This is a genomic window from Catenovulum sp. SX2 (assembly GCF_052056295.1).
GTDB lineage: Bacteria > Pseudomonadota > Gammaproteobacteria > Enterobacterales > Alteromonadaceae > Catenovulum.
The window spans coordinates 4,054,388-4,076,208 of record NZ_CP182493.1 but is presented as its reverse complement, the minus strand read 5'-3'; the positions used below and the strand labels follow the sequence as shown (position 1 = coordinate 4,076,208).

The 21,821-nt window shown below is 39.5% G+C and carries 10 protein-coding genes; 4 read left to right on the top strand and 6 right to left on the bottom strand.

Going from position 1 to position 21,821, the window contains the following annotated elements; all coding sequences use genetic code 11:
* Positions 1 to 37: 37 nt before the first annotated feature.
* Positions 38 to 2,020 carry a RecQ family ATP-dependent DNA helicase gene (locus ACMZOO_RS17240; RefSeq protein ID WP_440904538.1) on the top strand — a complete coding sequence of 661 codons (1,983 nt, stop codon included), beginning with the start codon at positions 38 to 40 and terminating at the stop codon, positions 2,018 to 2,020.
* Positions 2,021 to 2,080: 60 nt separating this feature from the next.
* Here ACMZOO_RS17240 and ACMZOO_RS17235 read toward each other — a convergent pair whose 3' ends face one another.
* A complete protein-coding gene (locus ACMZOO_RS17235; RefSeq protein ID WP_440904537.1) occupies positions 2,081 to 2,659 on the bottom strand; it encodes a glutathione S-transferase family protein in 579 nt (192 codons plus the stop codon).
* A gap of 77 nt (positions 2,660 to 2,736) precedes the next feature.
* Positions 2,737 to 3,732 (bottom strand): alpha/beta hydrolase fold domain-containing protein, encoded by a 996-nt coding sequence (locus ACMZOO_RS17230; RefSeq protein ID WP_440904536.1) that lies wholly within the window; start codon positions 3,730 to 3,732, stop codon positions 2,737 to 2,739.
* Positions 3,733 to 3,838: 106 nt separating this feature from the next.
* Here ACMZOO_RS17230 and ACMZOO_RS17225 point away from each other — a divergent pair, with 106 nt between their 5' ends.
* Positions 3,839 to 4,642, top strand: coding sequence for a rhamnogalacturonan acetylesterase (locus ACMZOO_RS17225; protein ID WP_440904534.1), 804 nt, complete (start codon positions 3,839 to 3,841; stop codon positions 4,640 to 4,642).
* 87 nt (positions 4,643 to 4,729) lie between these two features.
* Here the strand turns inward: ACMZOO_RS17225 and ACMZOO_RS17220 are convergent, their stop codons facing one another.
* The gene (locus ACMZOO_RS17220; RefSeq protein ID WP_440904532.1) at positions 4,730 to 6,805 is read right to left on the bottom strand and encodes a TonB-dependent receptor; all 2,076 of its coding nucleotides are present in this window, start codon (positions 6,803 to 6,805) and stop codon (positions 4,730 to 4,732) included.
* A gap of 122 nt (positions 6,806 to 6,927) precedes the next feature.
* On the opposite strand from ACMZOO_RS17220, the gene ACMZOO_RS17215 reads away from it, so the two are divergent.
* Together ACMZOO_RS17215 and ACMZOO_RS17210 are read left to right on the top strand one after the other, a co-directional pair.
* Positions 6,928 to 7,326 carry a BlaI/MecI/CopY family transcriptional regulator gene (locus ACMZOO_RS17215; RefSeq protein WP_016955811.1) on the top strand — a complete coding sequence of 133 codons (399 nt, stop codon included), beginning with the start codon at positions 6,928 to 6,930 and terminating at the stop codon, positions 7,324 to 7,326.
* A 170-nt stretch (positions 7,327 to 7,496) separates the two neighbouring features.
* Positions 7,497 to 8,264, top strand: coding sequence for a M48 family metalloprotease (locus tag ACMZOO_RS17210; protein ID WP_440904531.1), 768 nt, complete (start codon positions 7,497 to 7,499; stop codon positions 8,262 to 8,264).
* 291 nt (positions 8,265 to 8,555) lie between these two features.
* Here the strand turns inward: ACMZOO_RS17210 and ACMZOO_RS17205 are convergent, their stop codons facing one another.
* From ACMZOO_RS17205 to ACMZOO_RS17195, 3 genes are all read right to left on the bottom strand, one after another.
* Positions 8,556 to 11,654, bottom strand: coding sequence for a TonB-dependent receptor (locus ACMZOO_RS17205; protein ID WP_440904529.1), 3,099 nt, complete (start codon positions 11,652 to 11,654; stop codon positions 8,556 to 8,558).
* A 353-nt stretch (positions 11,655 to 12,007) separates the two neighbouring features.
* The gene (locus tag ACMZOO_RS17200; protein WP_440904527.1) at positions 12,008 to 18,718 is read right to left on the bottom strand and encodes a pectinesterase family protein; all 6,711 of its coding nucleotides are present in this window, start codon (positions 18,716 to 18,718) and stop codon (positions 12,008 to 12,010) included.
* A gap of 68 nt (positions 18,719 to 18,786) precedes the next feature.
* On the bottom strand, positions 18,787 to 21,771 hold the full coding sequence (locus tag ACMZOO_RS17195; protein ID WP_440904525.1) for a TonB-dependent receptor: 2,985 nt from the start codon (positions 21,769 to 21,771) through the stop codon (positions 18,787 to 18,789).
* Between the last annotated feature and the right edge of the window lie 50 nt (positions 21,772 to 21,821).

The following is a 21,821-nucleotide window of genomic DNA, read 5'->3' as shown; positions in this document are numbered from 1 at the left end:
TGCGAACCAAATAAAACAAAGGACTGTTGGAATTATTATGCATTCTCAAACACAATTACCAGCCGAAGTACAAAACACCCTAGAACAAACTTTTGGTTTTAGCCAATTGCGCAGCGGCCAAGCAGAGGTAATAAATAACCTACTTGCTGGCAATTCTTCATTAGCGGTTTTTCCTACGGGTTCAGGTAAATCTTTGTGTTACCAGTTGACTGCCCTGCACTTGCCTTATTTAACTTTAGTAGTTTCGCCACTCCTTGCATTGATGAAAGATCAATTAGATTTTTTAACTAGCAAAGGCATAGCAGCAGCAAGTTTAGATTCAAGTTTAAGTTATGAAGAATACCAACAAGTTTGCGCTGACATTAAACAAAACAAACTTAAAATACTAATGGTGTCAGTCGAGCGTTTTAAAAATGAAAGGTTTCGCCAGCTAATTGATTCTGTACCCATTTCAATCTTGGTGGTAGACGAAGCGCACTGTATATCTGAATGGGGACATAATTTTCGTCCCGATTATTTAAAGCTACCAGCCTATAAAAACGAGCTGAACATCCCACAAGTATTGTTATTAACCGCCACAGCAACCAATAAAGTAAAACTAGATATGGCAAATAAATTTGCTATAGATAAACAACATATAGTGCAAACCGGCTTCTATCGCCCCAATTTACACTTAGATATTGAAGCTGTTACTGAGCAAGCCAAAAACAACACATTGCTTAATATTGTTCAGCGCAAAGTAGCCAACCAACAAGCTGGTATTGTTTATGTAACGCTGCAAAACACCGCAGAGCAAGTTGCTGAGTTTTTAACAGCAAATAATATAAACGCTAAAGCCTATCATGCGGGTTTAGACAACCAGCTGCGCCAGACTATTCAGCTCGATTTTATGAATAATCAAGTTGACGTTGTGGTTGCTACCATAGCCTTTGGCATGGGCGTTGATAAAAATAACATTCGTTTTGTAATTCATTACGACTTACCAAAATCGATAGAAAACTACAGCCAAGAAATTGGGCGCGCTGGGCGTGACGGGCAAAATGCACACTGCATAACGCTGGCTAATTTAGACAGCTTAACCACGTTAGAAAACTTTGTTTATGGTGACACACCTGAGCTTGCTGGCATTCAGATATTACTTGAACAGATAGCAGAACAAAGTTATCAAGGGAACGCAAATTCCAACCAATGGGATTTATTAATTCACGATTTATCAAATCAAACTAATATTCGTCAACTACCGCTAAAAACCTTGTTAGTTCAACTTGAACTTATGGGCGTGCTAAAACCCATGTATAGTTATTTTGCCGAATACAAAATTAAACCACTAACCGAACAACAAAAGATTCTGGCTAAATTTGATAACCAACGTCAAAGCTTTTTACAGCAAATATTTGCAAACACAGATTTTAAACGCACTTGGGGAACAGTAAATTTTGATGCTTTGCAGCAAGCACTACCAAACGAGCGCGGACGCATTATAACCGCACTAGAGTATTTAGCGGAGCAAGGCTTAATTGAATTACAAAACAGGCTAATGACAGAGGTTTACCAAGTAAACATGCAAGTTTTAAACAATGGAAACTTAGCCAATGAGTTGCATGGTTATTTTACTGATAAAGAAAACAAAGAGATAAACCGAATAGCAACTTTGGTACGATTTTTTGAACTAAATAAATGCTTGAGCTACAACCTTGCCGCATATTTTGGTGACAAAAACGCGCCTGAACATTGTGGCCATTGTTCGGTTTGCCAAGGTAAAGTTGCCAAACTGACCTACTCCACTGCAGCTAATTGGCCAGATAGTCAGCAAATTGAGCAAGTGGTATCGAACCTTAAAACTTATCTTGAAAGTAAAGATGAAACTCCATCAAACACCACAATCACCCGCTTTTTAACTGGCATCAGCACACCTATGTTTGCAAGGCACAAAGTAAAAGCGAATGTTAAAGGCTTTGGGATATGTGAGCAGTTAAGGTATGCAGAAGTTAAGCAAAAAGCTGCGGAGCTATCAGAATAAACTTATGTGTTGCTGCTAACTATGCAACAACACATTTTTAATGTAAGACATAACCAAACATTAAGCAGTCGGAAAAGTTGCCTTCACCAACTCAACTTCATCATGTTGTTGTTTTGCGGCAATAAGTGCTGGGAAGTCGCTAAAGTCGTATAACTGGCGGAATTCAGCCCAGTCGATTAAACCGATTAAACACATGGTTGGGTAGTTTAATTGGTTAAACGCGCCAAGTTTGGCTTGTTCTTCTAACCACATTAAACAGGTTGGAACGCGGTCCATTTGCAGTGAGAAAATTAGTCGCTCATTCGATACTTCAAGTTCAGAGCGCATCCCCATAAATAAAATTACTAATGAGTCGGTTACTGCATCAATTGCGCTGATTAAATTAAGTTCACCTAAAGTCAGTGCCGGTAGTTTTTTTAATTCAAACAAATATTGGGCGATTACGTGCGAGTCGAAAATTGATTGATCGTCTACTACTAAAGTCGGTAATTTTTTAATTGGGGTAATGCTGGTATAAATTTTTCTAAATTCTGGATCGTACACATTAACGTTGTGAAAAGTGTAATCTAAACCGTCTAGTAACATGCGAATGCGACGAACATAAGGAGACGGATTTGAGCCGTATAATTCTAAAGCCATTGATATTTTCCTACTAAAGCTGAATAACTGCTTCAAATCATAAGCGCAAAGTCCATTCCTGTCAGGTGTTTAACTTATTAATTTTTAGTAAAAGTATCTATTTTTTCTGCTACTTGGCTCGCCCAAGGTTCGAACAACCAAAAGGTGTGCGGTATATTATCAAAATGGAACTCGCTTGCTCTTTTACCAAGTTTATTCAGTTTAGTTTTTGCTAATTCAAAACCAACCGAAAACCTTGCTTGACCACTACCAATTAACAACAAGTTAGCAGATTCAGAGTTAATATGTTCTACAGGCGAAACGGCTTGCCACAACCTTGGATTTTCTTCAAAAGTTAAACCGCTTAGCCAAAGAGCCATTGCCGAGTTTTTCCCTTTTTTATTTTCGTATTTGAGTGCGGCTTCATCAGTTAGGTTTAACACCCCATCCATATCAATAATATGTTTGAATTTAATGCCTGATGGATTGTTGTTTTTTAGGCCAATTAGAGCTGCTATATGGCCACCGGATGAACCACCACCTATGCTGATATTGTTTAAATCGACCAATAATTTTGGCTGTTGTTGTGCTATCCAGCTAAAGGCTAATTGTAAATCAGTTAAACTTGCTGGGTAAGGAGCTTCAGCTGATAACGTATATTCAGGTACAAATACTAAATAACCTTTTTGTACCAACAAACTAGCCAGATAATGCATATGCGATTTATTGCCAGAGCGCCAGCCACCACCGTGAATAAGTACCACACTGCTATAGTTTTTTTGAACTTTAGAAGCTGACTCCCCATTTAAGCAAGTCGGATGACTGTTAGGATAGAAAATATCTAAATGTAAACTACGCGGCCTGTCTGTTTTTTTATGCTCAAAATAAGCGATATCAAACTGTGAGCAAGCACCATGCGCTAACGCTATGGTTGGAAATTGCATGCTTGGCTGTTTTTTCGAGTAGCGTGCGTATCGCTCGTACACAGTATAACCATCATCTACCAAGTAACTATCGGCTTTTACCTTGGCCATAGTTGTCATATATGTTGCAATTAAACTCAGTCCAATAAGGGCTTTGATTATCTTATTCATGCTAATTTCTTTATTTTATCCCGCCAAAACAACGTGCCACCGGTAGCATTACTCATTTATTTAATATATCATTTACATAACAAATATAAAACAATATCGGCATAATATGAAAAAACAACTTTCAACTCTGTTTATTTCTCTAGCTTTAACTTTTAGTGCAAACATTAATGCACAAACTCTGGTTATGGCAGGTGACTCAACCATGCAAGATGTTGACCCCGAGCGCGGCCCTGATTTTGGTTGGGGGCAATTACTGCCAACCTTGAAGAATGCAGACTCTAGTTTAAAAATTTCAAACCATGCCAAAGGTGGTCGAAGCACGCGCACCTTTATTGAAGAGCAAAGATGGCAAGCCGTAATTGACGAAGCTCAAGCCGGTGACTGGGTAGTTATTCAGTTTGGTCATAACGATGCCTCATATCAGAAACAAGACAGATATACTGCGCCTGTTGACTATAAAGTTAACCTAGAGCGAATGGTGTTAGAAGTTAGGCAAAAACATGCATTTCCAGTGTTAATCACTCCGGTAATGCGCCGATACTTTGATGGTGAAAATAAACTAAAAGATGCACATGGCATCTACCCAAGCCTAGTTCGTGAAGTCTCACGTGAGCAAAACGTACCTATGATTGATTTGATGAAATCAAGTGGTGAGCTATTAACCTGTTTGGGCCCAGAACAGTCGAAATCTTTATTTATGAGTGTTGAACCGGGTGAACATCCGCGTTACCCAGAAGGCAAACAAGACAACACCCATTTTTCAAAATTTGGTGCGGTTGAAATTGGCAAATTAGTTATCCGTGAAGCGCAAGCGAAGTGGATCCAACTATTCACATACAACTTCAAACAACCTGAAGAAACTATTTCACAGCAATGCGCAAGTATTCAAAAAGCATTGAATAAAGGTTAAATACCCTTTTTATTAAACGCCCTAACCATAAATTATGCATGTCGTTAGGAATTAGTTAGGGCGTTCTTTTTTGTTACAAGTAACAGTTTAAAACTTATAACTAACACTCAACCTAGCACTAAATGGTAACGCTGGGTGATAATGAATGTCTTCAACGCCCTCGTCAGCTTCGCCGGTTAAACGCGATGGATAAAAATATTCAATATCACGTGCACTTGAATTGGTTAAGTTAATTAGATCTAAGTGATATTGCCAATGCTCTGTTTCATAACCTAAACGCATGTTTAATGTTGTGCTTGCATCCGCATTTACTTCGCCCTGCTCTTCTAACGGTCGTTTGCCAAAATAGCGCACACGCAAACTACCAAACCAACCTTGCTCAGTTTTCGCGGTTATACCCGTTTGTGCTACATGTTTAATTGCGCCCGGCACATAGTCGTTTGAAGCTTGGTAACGCGCATCTGTATAGGCATATTCGAAGTCAAACTGCCAGTTAGGATTAATTTGATAATAACTGGTTAACTCAAAACCTTGGCGCTCGCTTGCATCACTGACTTCAGTATTACCTGCATCACCAACAAACAGGAGTTCACTGTCTAACTCTAACGCCCATAACGCCGCCGACACGTGCCAGCCAGATAATTGCTCTGGTAATAAAAAGCCACTAAAGCCAGCTTCCCAACCAAGTGAACGCACCAGAGGATCGACTTTATCTATGGCTTCGCCCGATTGGGGATCAATACTTATGCTTGTGCCACGTGCATCATTTGAATGAAAACCTTGGCCTATGGCAAAGTGCCAATTTAAATGTTCAGACTGTTGGAAGTTCAAACTGGTTTTAAACGACCATAAATCATCTGAGTTTGAACCTGAGTTGGCAGATAAATCATAACCAAATCTATTCACGCCAGCTAAATCAGTTACTTCAAAATCATGGTTATCGTAACGCACAGCAAAATGGCTAGTTAGCCTATCAGTCCACGCGAGTTTGTTTTTCCAATATGCACTAATGCTTGATTGCTTAACTTTGTCACTGCGGGTTACACCCAAACGTTGACGCTGTTTGGTATGGTATAAACCAACTTCGTCGATATCATCGAATCGCCACTGTGCACCAAAGGTTTGCTCGCTCGCAAAGCCAAACAGGTTAAACTGCTCTGTGTAGGTTAAGTTACCACCGAATATATCGCGTTTATCAACCTGCTCAAATTGGTCACCATTAATTGGATCATCTAAAAAGTAAGTAAAGTTTGACCACAAATTTAGTTCAGAGCTGATCCAATATTGGTTAAAACTGATGTGATCATTTTGCCAAGCTAAATTTAAGCTCACACGCTCACTTTGGCCACCAACACTTGTATCAATTGACCCGTATTTATCAATTAAACCACTAGTTACAGCTCGGCTAGGAATTTGGTCTGCACTATTCCAACTGTTATCGTAATACATAAAACTGATATCGAGCTGGCTATCGCTTAATTGGCTGGTTAATTTGGCAAAAAAGTTAGTTTTTTGCGTATCTTCATCAACATCTGTCCAAGGACCTGTAAATTTTTGGTGCTCAGCAGCTGTTACTAAGGTTGAATCTTCGGTAACTTTGCCGCTATAAATTGCCAAAAATCTTTGATATTGATCATCGCCTAAAGTTGCTTCGACTTCTGATTTCGCTTGATTGACGGTAACAAACTCACCTGAGCCAGCGCCACTAAAATCCCCTACTTCGCCATAATAACCACCTTTTTTATAGGTCATAGTGGCAATGGTTTCAGGAATGATAAAGTTTAAGTCGGTGTAACCTTGGCCATGGCCATGCGTGACCATATTAACTGGCATACCATCGATAGAAGTCGCAAAATCAGTACCGTGATCAAGGTTAAACCCACGTAAAAAATACTGATTTGCTTTACCTGAGCCTGAATGCTGAGTTACCACCATGCCCGGGACAAACTCTAAAATATCACCGGTGCGTGATAAAGGTCGTAATTCAAACTCTTGTTGGCTGACAACACCTTGTGACGATGAGATATTGTCTGGTGACAATACAACTTGGCGACCAACAACTTCGATTGATTCAATTTTGTCTTTTTGTTCAGTGCCTTCATGGGCAAAAACAAAGTTAGGGAAACCGAGTGCAAGTGCAATTGATGCAGCTAAATAGTTCACTTATTTATTCCTGTTTTTGTATAATAAAGAACTTACAATTGACTAGTTCTTTGCTTTGTGGAGAATTGATTCAATCATTATCAATCAAATATGGAAAACCGATAAGCACTCGGTGTTAACAAATGTTTTTTACTAAAAGTTTGTCAAATTGGCTCAATCAACATAGAAGTAAACCGAGTTTACCCGCACTTGGCGCTAGAGAAATTCAAGTATTAAAGTTGTTTTGGGCGACTAAATCAGCCAATGCGCAACAAATATTCGAAGCTGTTGGCCAAGACGACACTAGCTTGTCGACTATTCAGAGTACGCTTGAGCGTTTATATCGAAAAGAGTTACTCAGCCGCGAAAAAGTTGGTCGCAGTTATTTGTACTCAGCTAAAATATCTCAGCAGCAGGTTGTTCACCAATTATTGAATGATATTTCACAAGAAATTAGCGATGGTAATTTAGCCCCTATGATTTCAGGTTTTATGGACTTTATTGCCGAACAAGAAAACCAACAAAAACCTGACGATAAATAATGCCAGCCATTGCTGTTTCAATTGGCCAAATAATTTTATTATTTTCCCTGATATTTTACGCAAGCTCAGTAATACAAGCTGTTGTCTACAATAGTGTTTTCAGCAAGCTTATCAAATTAACAAGCAATTGGCGCAACCTCTCATCAAGCATGTATTTGCTCTACGCGCTTGTGCCGGTTTTTATTGCAGCTCTTGCGACCGTTATTTTATTTAATCCGAATTTAATTCCAAATTTAATAACCCCTCACTGCCACGCACAAAATTGCCAACCGCACACAATTGTTAGCTCAAATACACACGCGCCTGTCGATTATTTAATTGTTTTTATTACTGCGATTGTTGTAACTGTAGCTGTGTTAATGCTTAGGCAAATTAAGCTGGCAAAAACTTACTTCAATACACTGGATAGCTTTGCAAAAAATAGCCAACAAGGGTACAAAATCATCCAATCGGACCAAGCTATTGCTTGGTGTGCGGGGCTGCTAAACCCACAGGTTTTTATATCTAACCAACTGTTAAATACGCTTAATCAAGAACAACTTACTTTGGTATTGGCACATGAGTTATCACATAAACTACACAAAGATAACCTCAAAAAGTGGCTAGTAAGTTGGTTAGTTAAAGTGTGGCCATCCTCTATCGCAAACAAATTTTATGTTCAATTAACCAACACTATTGAGATTGAAGCCGATATGCGTGCGTTGAAGCAGCTAGAAGCAATTGATTTTGATACATACCAACAAACGATAGAAAACTTTTGCCAGTGTTCGCATCATCAACAAAGACACTTGGCAACAAGCGCACAGTTAAAAGCATCTAACAAAGGCAAAGCTATATTTTTTAGTTCTGCCTCAGCCATAATTGTTTCCGGTTACGCCTGTATATTAGTGCTGTACTTTCCAAAAGTTCTCCACCCAATAATAGAATGGCTAAGTTAAGCTGAATCTTAAGTAATAACTAACTTTCGAAGGGCATTTTATCCCCATTAATGCGTTGAATTCGCTTGTAATAGCCAGCTATTAGGCACGCAAATTCCCCTTGTTCTAACAATAAATATCTCCTTAGAAGGGTTATAGGGAAATTATATTAATAGTTACAACCTATTTGCTAACTTACTATCCAGAGTTTAGGTTAAATAGTTAAACTTGATTAGCGAATCAGAAACAAAAAAGCTGGATATTACTTGCGTAACATCCAGCTTTTAGTAAGTAATTTAACTTAGAGTTAAATTATAAAGTACCACGTAAGCCAATTAAGAATTGACGGCCATGTACTAAGTATTCAGTTGGAACATTGTTGTCAAAGTTTGTCCACTGTTTCTTAGCTTCATTAGTCAAGTTAATTGCTTCAAACGATAAAGCCATATCTTCAGTTAAGCTATATTTAGCTGAGAATTTCCAAGTACCTTTGTCTGCATAACCACGACCGTATGTACCTTCATCTTTGTATTCGTTATCTAACTCTTTGTTATAGCCGTCACGGTAACCATAAGAGATACGAGCACTCCAATCTTCAACTTCATAGTATAAAGTCGCATTGAAAGTATTTTCTGAAGTTTCGATAGCCACTAACTCACGTACTTGATCTGTGAATGGGTCTTCGTCTTCAAACGTGTAATCAATATAGGTGTAGTTAGTTTGAACACCAAAGTTATTAAATGGTTCTGGTAAGAAAGTTAATGGTTGCTGATAGATAAACTCAGCTCCCCACATACTAGTAGCTTCTGTATTGACTAACTGTTCTACTGACCATATATAATTTGGGAATTCACTATTAATACGAGCAACTTCATCGCTTGAAAGCTTGATACTATCGGTCAAATATTCATCAGATAAAGTTGAGTCTACAGATTTCTTACGCAAATCGGTAATATCTTTCATAAAGACTGTAGCTGCCAACAAACCTTCATCCGAGAAGTACCACTCAAGACCTAAATCCATTTGTGTTGATTCATATGGTTTAAGTGATGGACCAGCACCACGCTTGATCTTGCCCGGAGTGTTGTCTTCATCAACAACATCAGGATCCGCCAATTTAGGTGTAGTAACAACAATGTTTGATCTTAAATCTGACAATTTAGGACGCGTAATTGCTTTACCAATACTAAAACGGCCAACTAAGTCATCAGTTAAATCGACTGCTAAATTTAAAGACGGTAATAAATCAGTACCTGAGCTCTGCTCGTCAGTCCAAACGTGACCGCCTTCATAATAATAATTGCCATCTTCATCAGTCGCTGGTAACAATACATCTTTATTTCGACTGTTTTCCAAAATTATACCGGCTGAGTTTTTGTTATCTAAATAACGTAAACCAATGTTACCACGTACTGGCAAACCAAGGTCTAAGTTAAAGTCTAACTGTGCGTATGCTGCGAATACATCTTCTTTAATTCTATATATACGCTCAGCATCCAGACGAGTTTGGAAATAATCTTTGTTGCCAAACGCTGCCATCATCTTGTTGTAATCCGGCGTTAACCAAGAAGCACCTGTAAGTGTTGACGTACCAGGCACATCAGCTGCATTGCCAAACTCAACACCTAAATCAGACAAAGTTGTAGCATATTGAGCGCCAGCAATTACGGAAGCATCTTCTTCAACAACGCGAGTTTCACCACTTTTACCAGTAGTATCACCACTTTTTTGTTTTACTTTTTTCTCATGTTTTGAATTTTTCCAGTCGTTTCGGTATTCCATTTTAGCGGTTTCGAACTCCCGCTTATTTACACCAAAACGTAGAGTTAATTCATCAGATAATTCATAGCTGAAATCAAGTTTAATCGAACTATTATCGCTATCGATTGTTTGAGAGCGGTTTCTGACAAGACCTACGGTATAGTTGTCACCGTCTTGCATGCGCTCCATTAATTGCTCACGAGTATAATTGCCACCAGTATATGAATTATTTTCATCTGTACCCGAAATAACATGAGGTGCAAACGCCCAAGACATCATATCTTGGTTCATTGTGCCACCAGTTTGTAAAGGTGCAGGATTATTTAACAAGTCTAATGGATCAACATTGCTATCAAAGCTATACGCAACAGCTGATCCTGTAGAATCAAGTGCAAATGTGCGTTGATGCGGAACGTCTAATTCTGATTTACCAGAACCTACTAAAAACTCCATTTTTAGTTTGTCAGTTATATACCAATCTGCGTTAAATGAAATCTGTGTAAACGTTGATTCTGATTTATCTTGTCTCGCTTCTGAGCGAATAAAGGCATTAGAAAAAGAGCCTGCGACAATTCGACCAAAGTCATCACGAACAATAGCTTCAGGGAATTGTTGTGGATTCGAACCTTTATTATCACGGAATAGAACTGAATACTGATATTCATTCATGGTAGTAGATAACGAAGCGTGTAATACATCTAAACTTAAGGTTAAATCATCTGTTGGCGCAAACTGGAATGCAGTTGTTACACCTAGACGCTCTTGATTTTGTTCAAAAATAGAATAACGAGGTATACGAGGTAAATATAACCCATCTAAATTCTCATTAGTGTAAGTACCTTTAGGGTCTAAAGTAGTTACAGGCGCAGCCGTTAAACGATCTGCTGATCCATCTTCACCAGTGCCATACAGCGGATTTAACACAGCCCAGCGAACCGTAGTTGCACCTTCAGATTGAACAACACCTTCGTTGTAAGCTACAGATGCTAACACACCAAATTTATTGTCCCAGTTATGGCTTGCCATAAAAGATACGCGAGGTGTAGTTTCACCTGCAATATCGTTGTAACGGGCATTTAAGTTATACGCTACTTTCGTGCCTTGATATTGGAATGGTCTTGCTGATTGCAAATTAACATTACCACCGATACCACCATCTTCTAGAGCTGCAGAAGTAGATTTGTCTACTTCAACTTGCGTAAACAGCTCAGAAGCGAATGTATTAAAATCGAATGCACGAGAAGTGTTAGAACCACCACCAGCATCTGTACCAGCACCAGCTGAAGCTGATTCCATATCATTGATAGTTGTTTTTACAAAACGTGAACCTAAACCACGGATAGTGATTTGACGGCCTTCACCACCATCTTCTTCAACAGAGATACCTGGAACGCGGCTTAAAGAATCTGCTACGTTTAAGTCTGGGAACTTACCAATATCTTCCGCTAAAATTACATCTTTTGAACCAACAGCGTCACGTTTTGTCATAAGCGCTGCGTTCAAACTGCTTCTGAAGCCAGTAACCTTAATTACTTCGGCTTCTTCCTCTGCCCCTGCGTCAGCTGCAATAGCGCCTAATGGCATTAAAGCGCCGGTTAATAACATGCTTGAAAAAATTTTACTGTAGCTAAATGCTTTAGTATCTCTCATAGTTTATACCTTTTAGTTAAAGTGCTTTATTTAGTTGGACAGCTTCATAACTGCTTCTTACTAAATGCTTCCTTTATAATTTTACTTCCCATTAACGTGCCACCGGTAGCATAGTAACATATCAGACAAGCTAGACAACCCTAAAAACCAACATTTTTTAAACAAATCGGTTATAAAAATAAATTTAATAATTCAACTTGTTATAAAAACAAAGATAAACAACTGATATTTATTATTTTTAATAAACGAACGGGAAGGGCAACGAAAGGAATGTGAAACAAAAGTTTAAAAATAAAAAAGCCCTTGCATGCGCAAGGGCTTTTAACACCTATTAACATTTAACGAACAATTTACTATTTAGGCGTGATAACTAAATCGTCAATTGTCACAGTTAAATTACTTTCTGTGCGTAGTTGCAAGAATGATGTAGTTGTACCAGCAGGAATATCTACCGACACTGTTTGACCAATCTGCGGCGTTAAGTCTGCTAACTTACCTATGGTAATTTTAGAGCTACCACCGTGTAACGACTTACTGCTGCTAGAAGTGTTGTTGTCTAAGTACACAAAGAAACCTTTTTCGTCACCTTGTGCGTCAACAAGTTTAAATGAAACTGTTGCGCCGTTAGACAAATCTAACGTACCTTTAGGGTCAACATTTTCAGCACTTTCTTCGGTACCAGTGTCACCTATAGTAAAGCGACCACCACTTGAACCACCCAGTACAAGTTCACCGTTAACAATTTCTACTCCACCACCAGTTCTAATGTACATAGGTGCACTAGCATCTGTTGATAGCGCTTTGTATGCTGCGCTCAAAAACTCAGCTTGGTCAGCGGCAGAAAAGTCTTCCGTAATAGATTTAGTTTTAGGTGTAATCACTAAGTCATCAATAGTTACAAGTACGTTACTTTCAGCACGTAGTTGAATAAATGATGCCGCAGTACCTAAATCAGTCTCAATTGATATAGTTTGACCTATTTGACCTACTAGCTCAGACACTTTACCAACGGTAATTTTTGAGCTACCACCATGAAGTGACTTAGAGCTACTAGAAGTATTGTTATCTACGTAAACAATAAAGGATTTGTCATCAGCCAAGGCTTGAATATCAACCAGTTTAAAGCTCACTACAACACCTGCAGACAAGTCTAGTACACCGTTTGGAGCAACTGTGTCAGCAGTATCCACACTACCAGCGTCTAAATCACCGATAGTGAAACGACCACCGCTTGAACCACCAATTACCAATTCACCATTTACAGGGTCTACACCACCACCCGTTCTAACATAAAACGGTAAGTTGCTGTCTGTTGGCATTGCTTTGTAGGTTGCACTGAAGAACTCAGCACGGTCAGCCGCTGCAAATTCTTCTATTATGCTGCCTGCTGGCGCAGTTGGTGTACCACCATTGCCGCCGTTACCACCATTTCCGCCATTGTCTACAATGTCTGGAATTGTGTCGCCCGATTGGTCAATTTTGCCAATACCTGCGTTTGCAAGAACATAATCTTTAACGTCTGCAGCATCCATTAAGTGGTCTGCATAGTCATAAGTAACTTCGTACGTTGACGTTGACTGCCCTTCAATCTCAAAGGTTGTCTCCTCAGCTAAGTTTAGGTTACCTGCTGGTGAATAAGTTACATTAATAAACTCATTCCCACGTACGTTCCATAAACCTTTCTGCGATGAATCAAGTGAAACAATTGGGTTTTTAACGTTTTCAAATACGTTATTTTCAACCAATAGTTCTGCACCCATACGCGAGTTGATTGCTGAACCCGTGATGTTGTGGAAGTAGTTATTATATAAGTGGCCAAAACCGTATCGGAACAATGGAGTACGCGACTCTACGTTAGCAATATAGTTGTGATGCCATGTAATAAAACGGTCACCCTGCTCACTTGCGTCATCACTTGAACCATTCAACATAGTTTTATAGTGATCATGAATATAGTTGTACGAGATAGTAATGTTTTTCGCATTAAATCTGGTATCAAGCAGACCATCGTAATCGTCTTTTCCGACATTTAACGAACCGTGTAATTCGTTGTGGTCAATCCAAATTCTCGAAGTATCATCTTGTCCTTGATCACTTTGAATGCCAATGGCATCGCCAAAACTTGCAGGTACATCGTGAATTTTCAAGTTACGAATAATAATGTTATTCGCTCGCTCAATTTGGATGCCTATTCCATCGAATTCACCGGCGGCGCCAACACCAATAATAGATACATCATTCATATCTTTGATGTTAATACTACGAGTTGCGTTGTCAGTATTAGCCGGAGTAATAGTACCGTTTACATATACTGTAATCGGCGTACCAGCAGACTTAGCAGCAGCTAGAGCTTCTACAAGCGCCTTACCTGTGTCGACAGTTATAACAGTACCACCTACACCGCCAGTTACATCGCCATTTTCACCGGCGAAACCACCGTCGCCTTGCGCTGTTGGTTGATCGACAATTACTGGAGCATCAATTGGTTGAGGATTCCAACCATTGCCACTATCGTAAGACGCAAATACTTCAGCACGCGTTGCATAAGGTGCATTGGCTACACTTGAATCAGCAATTGCTGTACCAGTACGACCAGTTAAATCTAATGCATTACCAGCTAAATCCATGCTGCCGTATTCACGCCAACCTGTCGCATTATCGGCCATAGTTGGATTTGGATCAGGCTGTTTGCCAGCTGAGCTTGTATTATCAGCCCAACCATCAGTATTGATATGTGCGCCCAACTTATTGTTAATAAGAACAATGTTATCGAACACATTACCGTCACCAGAGCTACGTGCTATGTAAGTTGAATCGTCAAGTACACCATTTCCTAACGGACCTGGGCCTGAAGTAAACTCATTGTTCATAAATACAAAACCTGGGTCGGTTGCATTTTGAACACGGGCTTGAAGCACATAACCGCCGCTAGAATCATTCGGTGCATTTTTAGAATCACCTATGGTTCTAATTTCACTATCTTCAAATAAGGTAGCTACGCTGTAACCCCAAATGAAGTCAACGTTACCTGCAATTAAACAGTTATAGAACCAGTTATAACCTTTCATTAATAACGTATCTTGCTCACTAATGAAGTTCATATTGTTGGCAATTAAACGATACGGGCTATTAAAATAAATAGTTTCAGCTTGGTCACCTGACCCCGTTCTAACGTGAGTATTTTTCAGAGTGAAGTTGTTCAATACTAAATTGTCTGCACTTTCAACTAAAAATACACCACGAGAACTTGAACCACCGTTAAAGCCTTCAGAGTTATCGTATTGAACGATTGTATTATCTCGGCTTTCACCTTGAATGGTTAGGTTATTTTTATTGCGAAGGTATAACAACTCATTGTAAATACCATCTCTGATGGTAATTGTCATTGCAGTGTTTTTGTCTTCCATTGCGTAGTTTAGAGCACCTTGCAATGTTCTGAAATCAGCAAAGCCGTCATCATCCACAACCAAATCAGTACCTGACGGAGCTCCAGCTTTTGTTGTAAACGACCAACCAGCTGCTTTGCCGATACCATCGAAGTCAATGCCATTGATTTGTGCACCAGTAACTACATCATTGCCAACAATTACGTAGTACTCTTTACCGTACTCTAAAATGTTGTTGTGAGGTTTTATGGTAAGCGTGTTGCCATCAATCATAAATGGACGATAGTTGACATCACGAGTACGCCCACTCAGAGCTGCTACATTGTAAGCTAGCTTATCCATATCGCCGGATACTTTAATTTCGTCAACTTGAGTATCGGTTGCCTTGTCAAAAATGCGCACAACACCGGAAGCTCCTAATGTAGGAGTAGCATCAAACTCAATGGTTAAGCTACCATCAATATATTGAGCATTGTCACCTGGTAATGGCGTAACTTTAGCAGCTAAATTGCCATAATCAGTAGTCGAGTCAGTAAATGCTGGACCAATCATGACTGGTAACTGACGAATTACTGACGAATCAGACCCAGAAGTTAGGTATATAATCGCATCACCTTCAGCCAATGGGGTAACAGTAACGACACCGCCATCCATAGTCACAGATGCAACAGCTGGATTGGATGACTCTACAGTAAAGGTATCTGCATTACCGTCTTTTTGAGTTGCGGTAACGTTAAGAACTAATTCATCACCTAAAGCACTACCTGTCCAACTAACATCTGAAAAATCAGTGCTTAACAAAACAGGTTTAACGCTCGCGTCACCAATTTTAACATCATCAAGTTCAAATGAACGGTTGTTTGTGAATAGGCCGACTAAACCTTTAGCGGTAATTTGATCAGCAGAAACTGTGTGTGAACCAATCTCTTGACCGTCAACATATTGAGTAATGGTGTCGCCAATAACTTCGAAACGAACTGTGTAGAAAGTCCCATCTTCAGTTTCATTTTTAGCGCCCATATCAAACGCATATGGTACTTGGCTAGGGCGTTCTTGCTTGCCGTTCAACATAGTCGAAATTTCAGCTTTACGAGAACTTATGGCTGTTTGCATATTTAAGCCAGCACCATACCAGTTGTTTTCGTCTTGATAACGGCCCAAAATATACAGTTGTTTGTTAGCGGTATTACTGTTATCACGTGGACGAATCTTCATTTCCACAAAATAATCAGTAGAAGGTACATTAGCCATTACGCTGTCTTTAAGCGTGGCGATTACCCCGCCTGTAGTACCAACACTAAAGCGCATTACTTTATTGCCGTTTTTAAGAGTTATAACATCAAATGTACCGTCATCAGAACCAGCGCTAGTATCCCAATCGTCCAAGCTACCGTCCGAGAAGTCACTACAGTAGTATACTTCAGAGGCTGCATCAGCACAGTCAAACACTGGAGCAACAAAGGAGTTTTGGTATTCAATTTTGAAGTTATCTACTTCAATTACTGCACCGCCCTCAGTACGCAACTGAATGAATGAATTTTCAGTACCGATATCGCCCGGTATTTTCAACTCACCTAACGGAATGCTACCAACAGCTTCATTATAGATACGCGACGAACCACCGTGCATAGAGTTACTGCTACCAGAGGTATTATTGTCGATATAAACCTGGAATTTTTTACCCGCGGTTTCTTCAAGTACACTCTTAACGTCCATTACTATGTAGTAAGGTTCGCTTAAATCAAATACACCTAAATTAACAGTATCTGATGCACTAGAGCTAAAGCTGGTATCTGAATGACCAATAGTGAAACGACCACCATCTAACTTAACACCTTTAGAGGTAAGCTCAACTGTACCACCAGTTTTGTAGAACATTGGGTCTTTCGCACCTGATGAATCAACAGTGCCGTCAATTGCTTGAGTAGCTGAGCTGAATAAATCACCGGTAAATGTACTAAATGGCGCACTAAATGGTAAGAATACGTTAAAGTCAGGCTCAACTGGACCAACTGGCTCAGTTGGAGTTTCTTCGCCGTCAAATGTTTTCGCCACTGTATCGATTTGTAAATTATCGATAACGATACGAGTGCCACCAGCTGCACGCAACTGTAAAAACGATTTTTTAGTTGCATTGAAGTCACTACCCGCATATGTATATGATACACGTTGACCAACTTCCAATTTAGGCAAAGTTGCACCTAAAGCGAATAACCCGCCTTCTGTAGTATCACCGGTCGCTAAATCAACTTGTATAAGTTTAGAAATATCACCGTGAATTGATAAACCTTGAGATGCACTGTTATTGTCGGCATAGATGTAGAAAGTACCAGAGTCGGAAGCTTCTACAACATCAAATGAAATGGTAAAACCTTCACTTAGGTTATAAATACCAGAACCAACACTATCTTGAGCAGATGTTGCTTTTTCAGGTGTGGTATTACCGATAGAAATGCGGTCACCATCTAGTACTAATTTATTATCAACGATTTCAGGTGAACCACCTGTCACGGCGTACAAAGCACCACTACCAATATCTTTAGTAAGTCGTTTGTGATTTGAAGTAAAGAAGGTTGCATTGTCGGTATTAAAATCTTCAATTAATTCAATCGCTAGGTTAGTAGCCGCTTCTGCAAGTTTAACTACTTGCACATCGTTCTGTTCTTGACTAAATGCGATTTTATTGATGTTTCGAGCATCTTCTGCATCACAATTGGCAACTAAAGTTGCAATACCTTCATCACCTGATGCGGCACATACGCTATATACATTTGCTTCTGTGTCATAGCCTAATGATACGAGGTAATTCGTTTTAGTTGTTTCCCCCTCTGTGTGACTCATAGCCAAAACACGGCGACCAAAAACAAATTCGTAACTGCCAGTTTGTACTTCAGTATCACCTTGCATAACAGAGTAAGTGCCTTTCTTGGCATTACCCTCAGTGACAGATTCTGGCGTAAATACAATTTTTTGTTCTACAACATTTGGAGCATCAACAAATGGGTTGAAAACTTCACCAGAAAACTTAGATAAATCAAATGCATTGCCCGAAATTGAGCCAAAATCGTCTTCAAGTGTTTTAACGAAATGCGCTACTGCTTGATCGTAAGATACAAGCTGCGTTAGCGAAGCATTTTCTGGAACCGCATCTTTTAACCAGGGCTCAATAGCAGCGGCAAAATCTTCTGCAGATCGGTTAAAAAAGTCTTCAACAGACTCGCCTTCCGCTTCATTTAGATCCATTTTCGCATATGCTGCAGCTTGTGAGCTAATGGTGATGCCGTTTTCTGGGTTTCCATCTGTATCAAGCGATTGCAATAAACGAGCTAAATTTGCAACTTGCGGCGCCACTGGGTTGTCTGTTTTGAAAAAACTTAACGGCGTTACAAAGTTTTTAGGAGGAATTGGTGGTAATTTAAAATCACCTATATGAAAAACAATTGAGTCTCCTCGAAAATACTCAAACTCACCATTTTCGTTAGTAACACCAGTTGTTGTTTTGCCGTTTACATCAGTTCTAATATAAGACATGCCACCAACAGCGCTATCTATAAGCTTACCTGTTAGTGCAGGAGCTGGTGGCTCAACAACATTGATTTCTTGTTCAAATCCACATCCAGACAACAGCGTTGCGCCAATGACGCTGCTAAGTGTGGTTAATTTATAATTAAATTTCATAATTCACCTCTTCGGGTGCCAACACATATGATGTGTAAGCACCTTCTTTGTGCTTAAATTCTGTACGATTAATAAAACTTGTAATTGAATCCGATTTGGAAAGTTCTACCATAACTCTCACCTTGGTATAACAATCTACCTTGAGTAAACTCCCCACCATTGAAGTATTTAAGATCCGAGTTATCAGTTAAATTAACTGCATCAAAGTAAAGTTGGAAACCATCAAACAACTTAGCTTTCGCTTTAAAATCTAACGTTGCTAAACCGTCTTCAAATTGGTCATACCAATCTTTGCAGCGTTGATGTTCAGGCTTATCGAAAATGTAGTTCCCCTCGTCATCGATGCCTACTGACGCTTCTTTGTCTGTCGGACAATTCGCGACTGTCTTGCGAACTTTACTGCGGTAATTACCAATTAAACGAGCTGAGTAATCATCATTTTCCCAGCCGACAGTTAAGTTTGCAGTAATATCAGCTTGCTCCGGAAGAGATACTGTACCTCTGCGAATGTCATCAGGTAGTTTTGACTTACTGGTTTGAATGGTTGCATTACTTTGAATGAAGAGCCCACTATCGAAGAATTGGTTATAGCTTAGCTCTAGGCCATAAACTTTCGCCCATTCCCCATTTACAGTAATGTTTACGTTGCTAAATTCTTGTTCTTGAGAAATGATAAAGTCAGTTACCTGGTTCACTGGTAAAGTGAGAGGCATTTGTTCAATAGACATCTCTCGCCCAGTAGTTTCAGCAATAAACTTATCAATGTCTTTGTAAAATAATGCAGCTTCAATAAATAAATCTTCAGATTCATACCAGCTAACAGATAAATCATAGTTAACCGAGGTCATAGGAACCAAGTTAGGATTGCCAACGTCTATCTGGTTATTACCACCCAAGGTAAAATCCTGTAGCTCAAGCACTGAAGCACCTTGTGAAGAATCATCACAGTCATTGGTTTTACCCGGCGGGCATAACTCTATGTCACTATCAAACTTAGCGTAACCCCGATTATCTTTAAAGTTAGGTCGAGTATAACTGGTCCAAACCGCAGCCCTAACCAACAAATCATCGGTTGGTTCATAACGTAAGTGGGCACTAGGGAAAAACTCACTGTATTTATTTGTCGAAACTGGCATAGGGATGAAGATGTCTAACGCATAATCAACGCCTTCAACAAATTGGAAATCATCATTTTCTAGTGACAAATAACCAGTTGAAGAAAACTCTGTTTCTACATAACGAACACCTGTTATTAAAGTCAGCCGATCAGCTAACTCCATTTCCGTCATTACATAAGCTTCTTTAATACTTTCTTCCAAGCGGTAATCATTAGCAGTGCTGTCTATAGAACTTTCGCCGGCAGTTGCTAAATATTTGGTTGGTTCTGTCAAAGAGACTAGGTCTTGTAGCACCTGCTCACTCACAAACGGGTATTGAAATTCACTATTTGCAGGAATAGCTAATGAATATTTTTCACTATCTTCTACCGTTTGATGAGTAAATTGAACTGCATCTCTACAATCCCCATTGTCACAATATTCTTCCTCTGGCTCAAAACTCCAGCGGTCTTTGTCTGTTTCATGTGTTCTTTCACTCATAGATACACCGGCTTTAACATAATAAAGCCAGTCTGAATCTAAAAAGTCATATTTGATATTTGCACTAAAAGTAGAAATCTCATCAGTGCGAACACTATCTTCAAGAAACAGGTTGTCAAATTCCCAATGAGCTTTAGTGTCGACATCACCTTCACCTGAAGTACCGAACATACCAGCAGTATATTCGACTCCCATAATTTCAGCGGCTTCTTCACCTGACAGAACTCGAGCATCAGTTATGTTTTCATAACCTCTTCCGTAAACAATTAAGTCTCTCTCTCTAAATTGAACTCGATGATCACCGACAGAGTCTTCTTCAGCTTTTGACGAAGTATAGTCGTAGTCAAAGGTCCACGCGTCACCAATAAGGTGCTTACCACCCACGTTAATGGTCAATGTGTCTTTAGTTGAACCTTGGACAAAATACTGATGGAATACATCGATATCTGAAACTATAAATGAAGCTTCCTCAGGGTTTACATAGAGAATTTCACCAGAACCCACATTCCCCGCATCCTGGTAATCATAAAATTCTCTTAACGCAACATCATGGTCAGTAAATTCAACATAGTTTGTATTGAAATAAAACTGGTTTGCATCATCAGGCCGAACCTCAATGTTAAGACCAACTGTATGTCTTTCTCTGTCGGCTAACTCTTGACGTACTTCAAACTGTCGTGGTCCTATCAACAATGGATTTTTCTCAGCTTCTGCTTTGCTGAGTCCAAAATCCATTTGATATTCTCTAGGTTCATTTGAACTGTGATGGCGTCTTTCATTTACCTGTGTTTTACGTTCTTCCGTAGATAGCACAAACCCTAAACCAACTTTTTTGTCGAAAAGAAATTGTGTACCATCGATTGATATTTTAGGTGAATGCTCTCCACGCAATTCAGAATACGCAGTTTGCGCTTTAAATTTTAGCGTGTCTTTGCCACGGTCATATGCGGAAATTGATTTAACGTTTACCGCACCACCGATTGAATTTAGGTTCATATCTGGCGTTAATGTTTTAACAACTTCGATTTGACCTAAAGAGTCGCCAGCCAATGCATCAAGACCAACTTTTCGTTGGTCACCAGATCCAGCCATAGCTGCACCATTCATATTTACAGCCACGAAATCAGGACCTAACCCACGAACTGTAACAAACTTACCCTCACCTTCAGACCGCTGCAATGTTACACCGGGCATACGTCTTAATGACTCGGCAACGTTTTGGTCAACAAAATTACCTAAATCATCTGTCGAGATAACCGTACTAAATTGTTTTTTGTCACGCTCTATTAAACGTGCTTTTTGATCACTGTATTGAACTCCAGTAACCGAAATGACTTCTGTTTCACTATCCTCTGTTGCTGAATCTGTTGTGCTCTCAGCTTCTTCAGCGTAAACAACGCCACCGTGCGCGAGCGCAAGTGCCATCATTATCGAGTTTAACCGCCATGCTTTCATAACCTTAAAACCCCAGTTTAATTTTAATATTTTCAATAAAAGTTGATGTC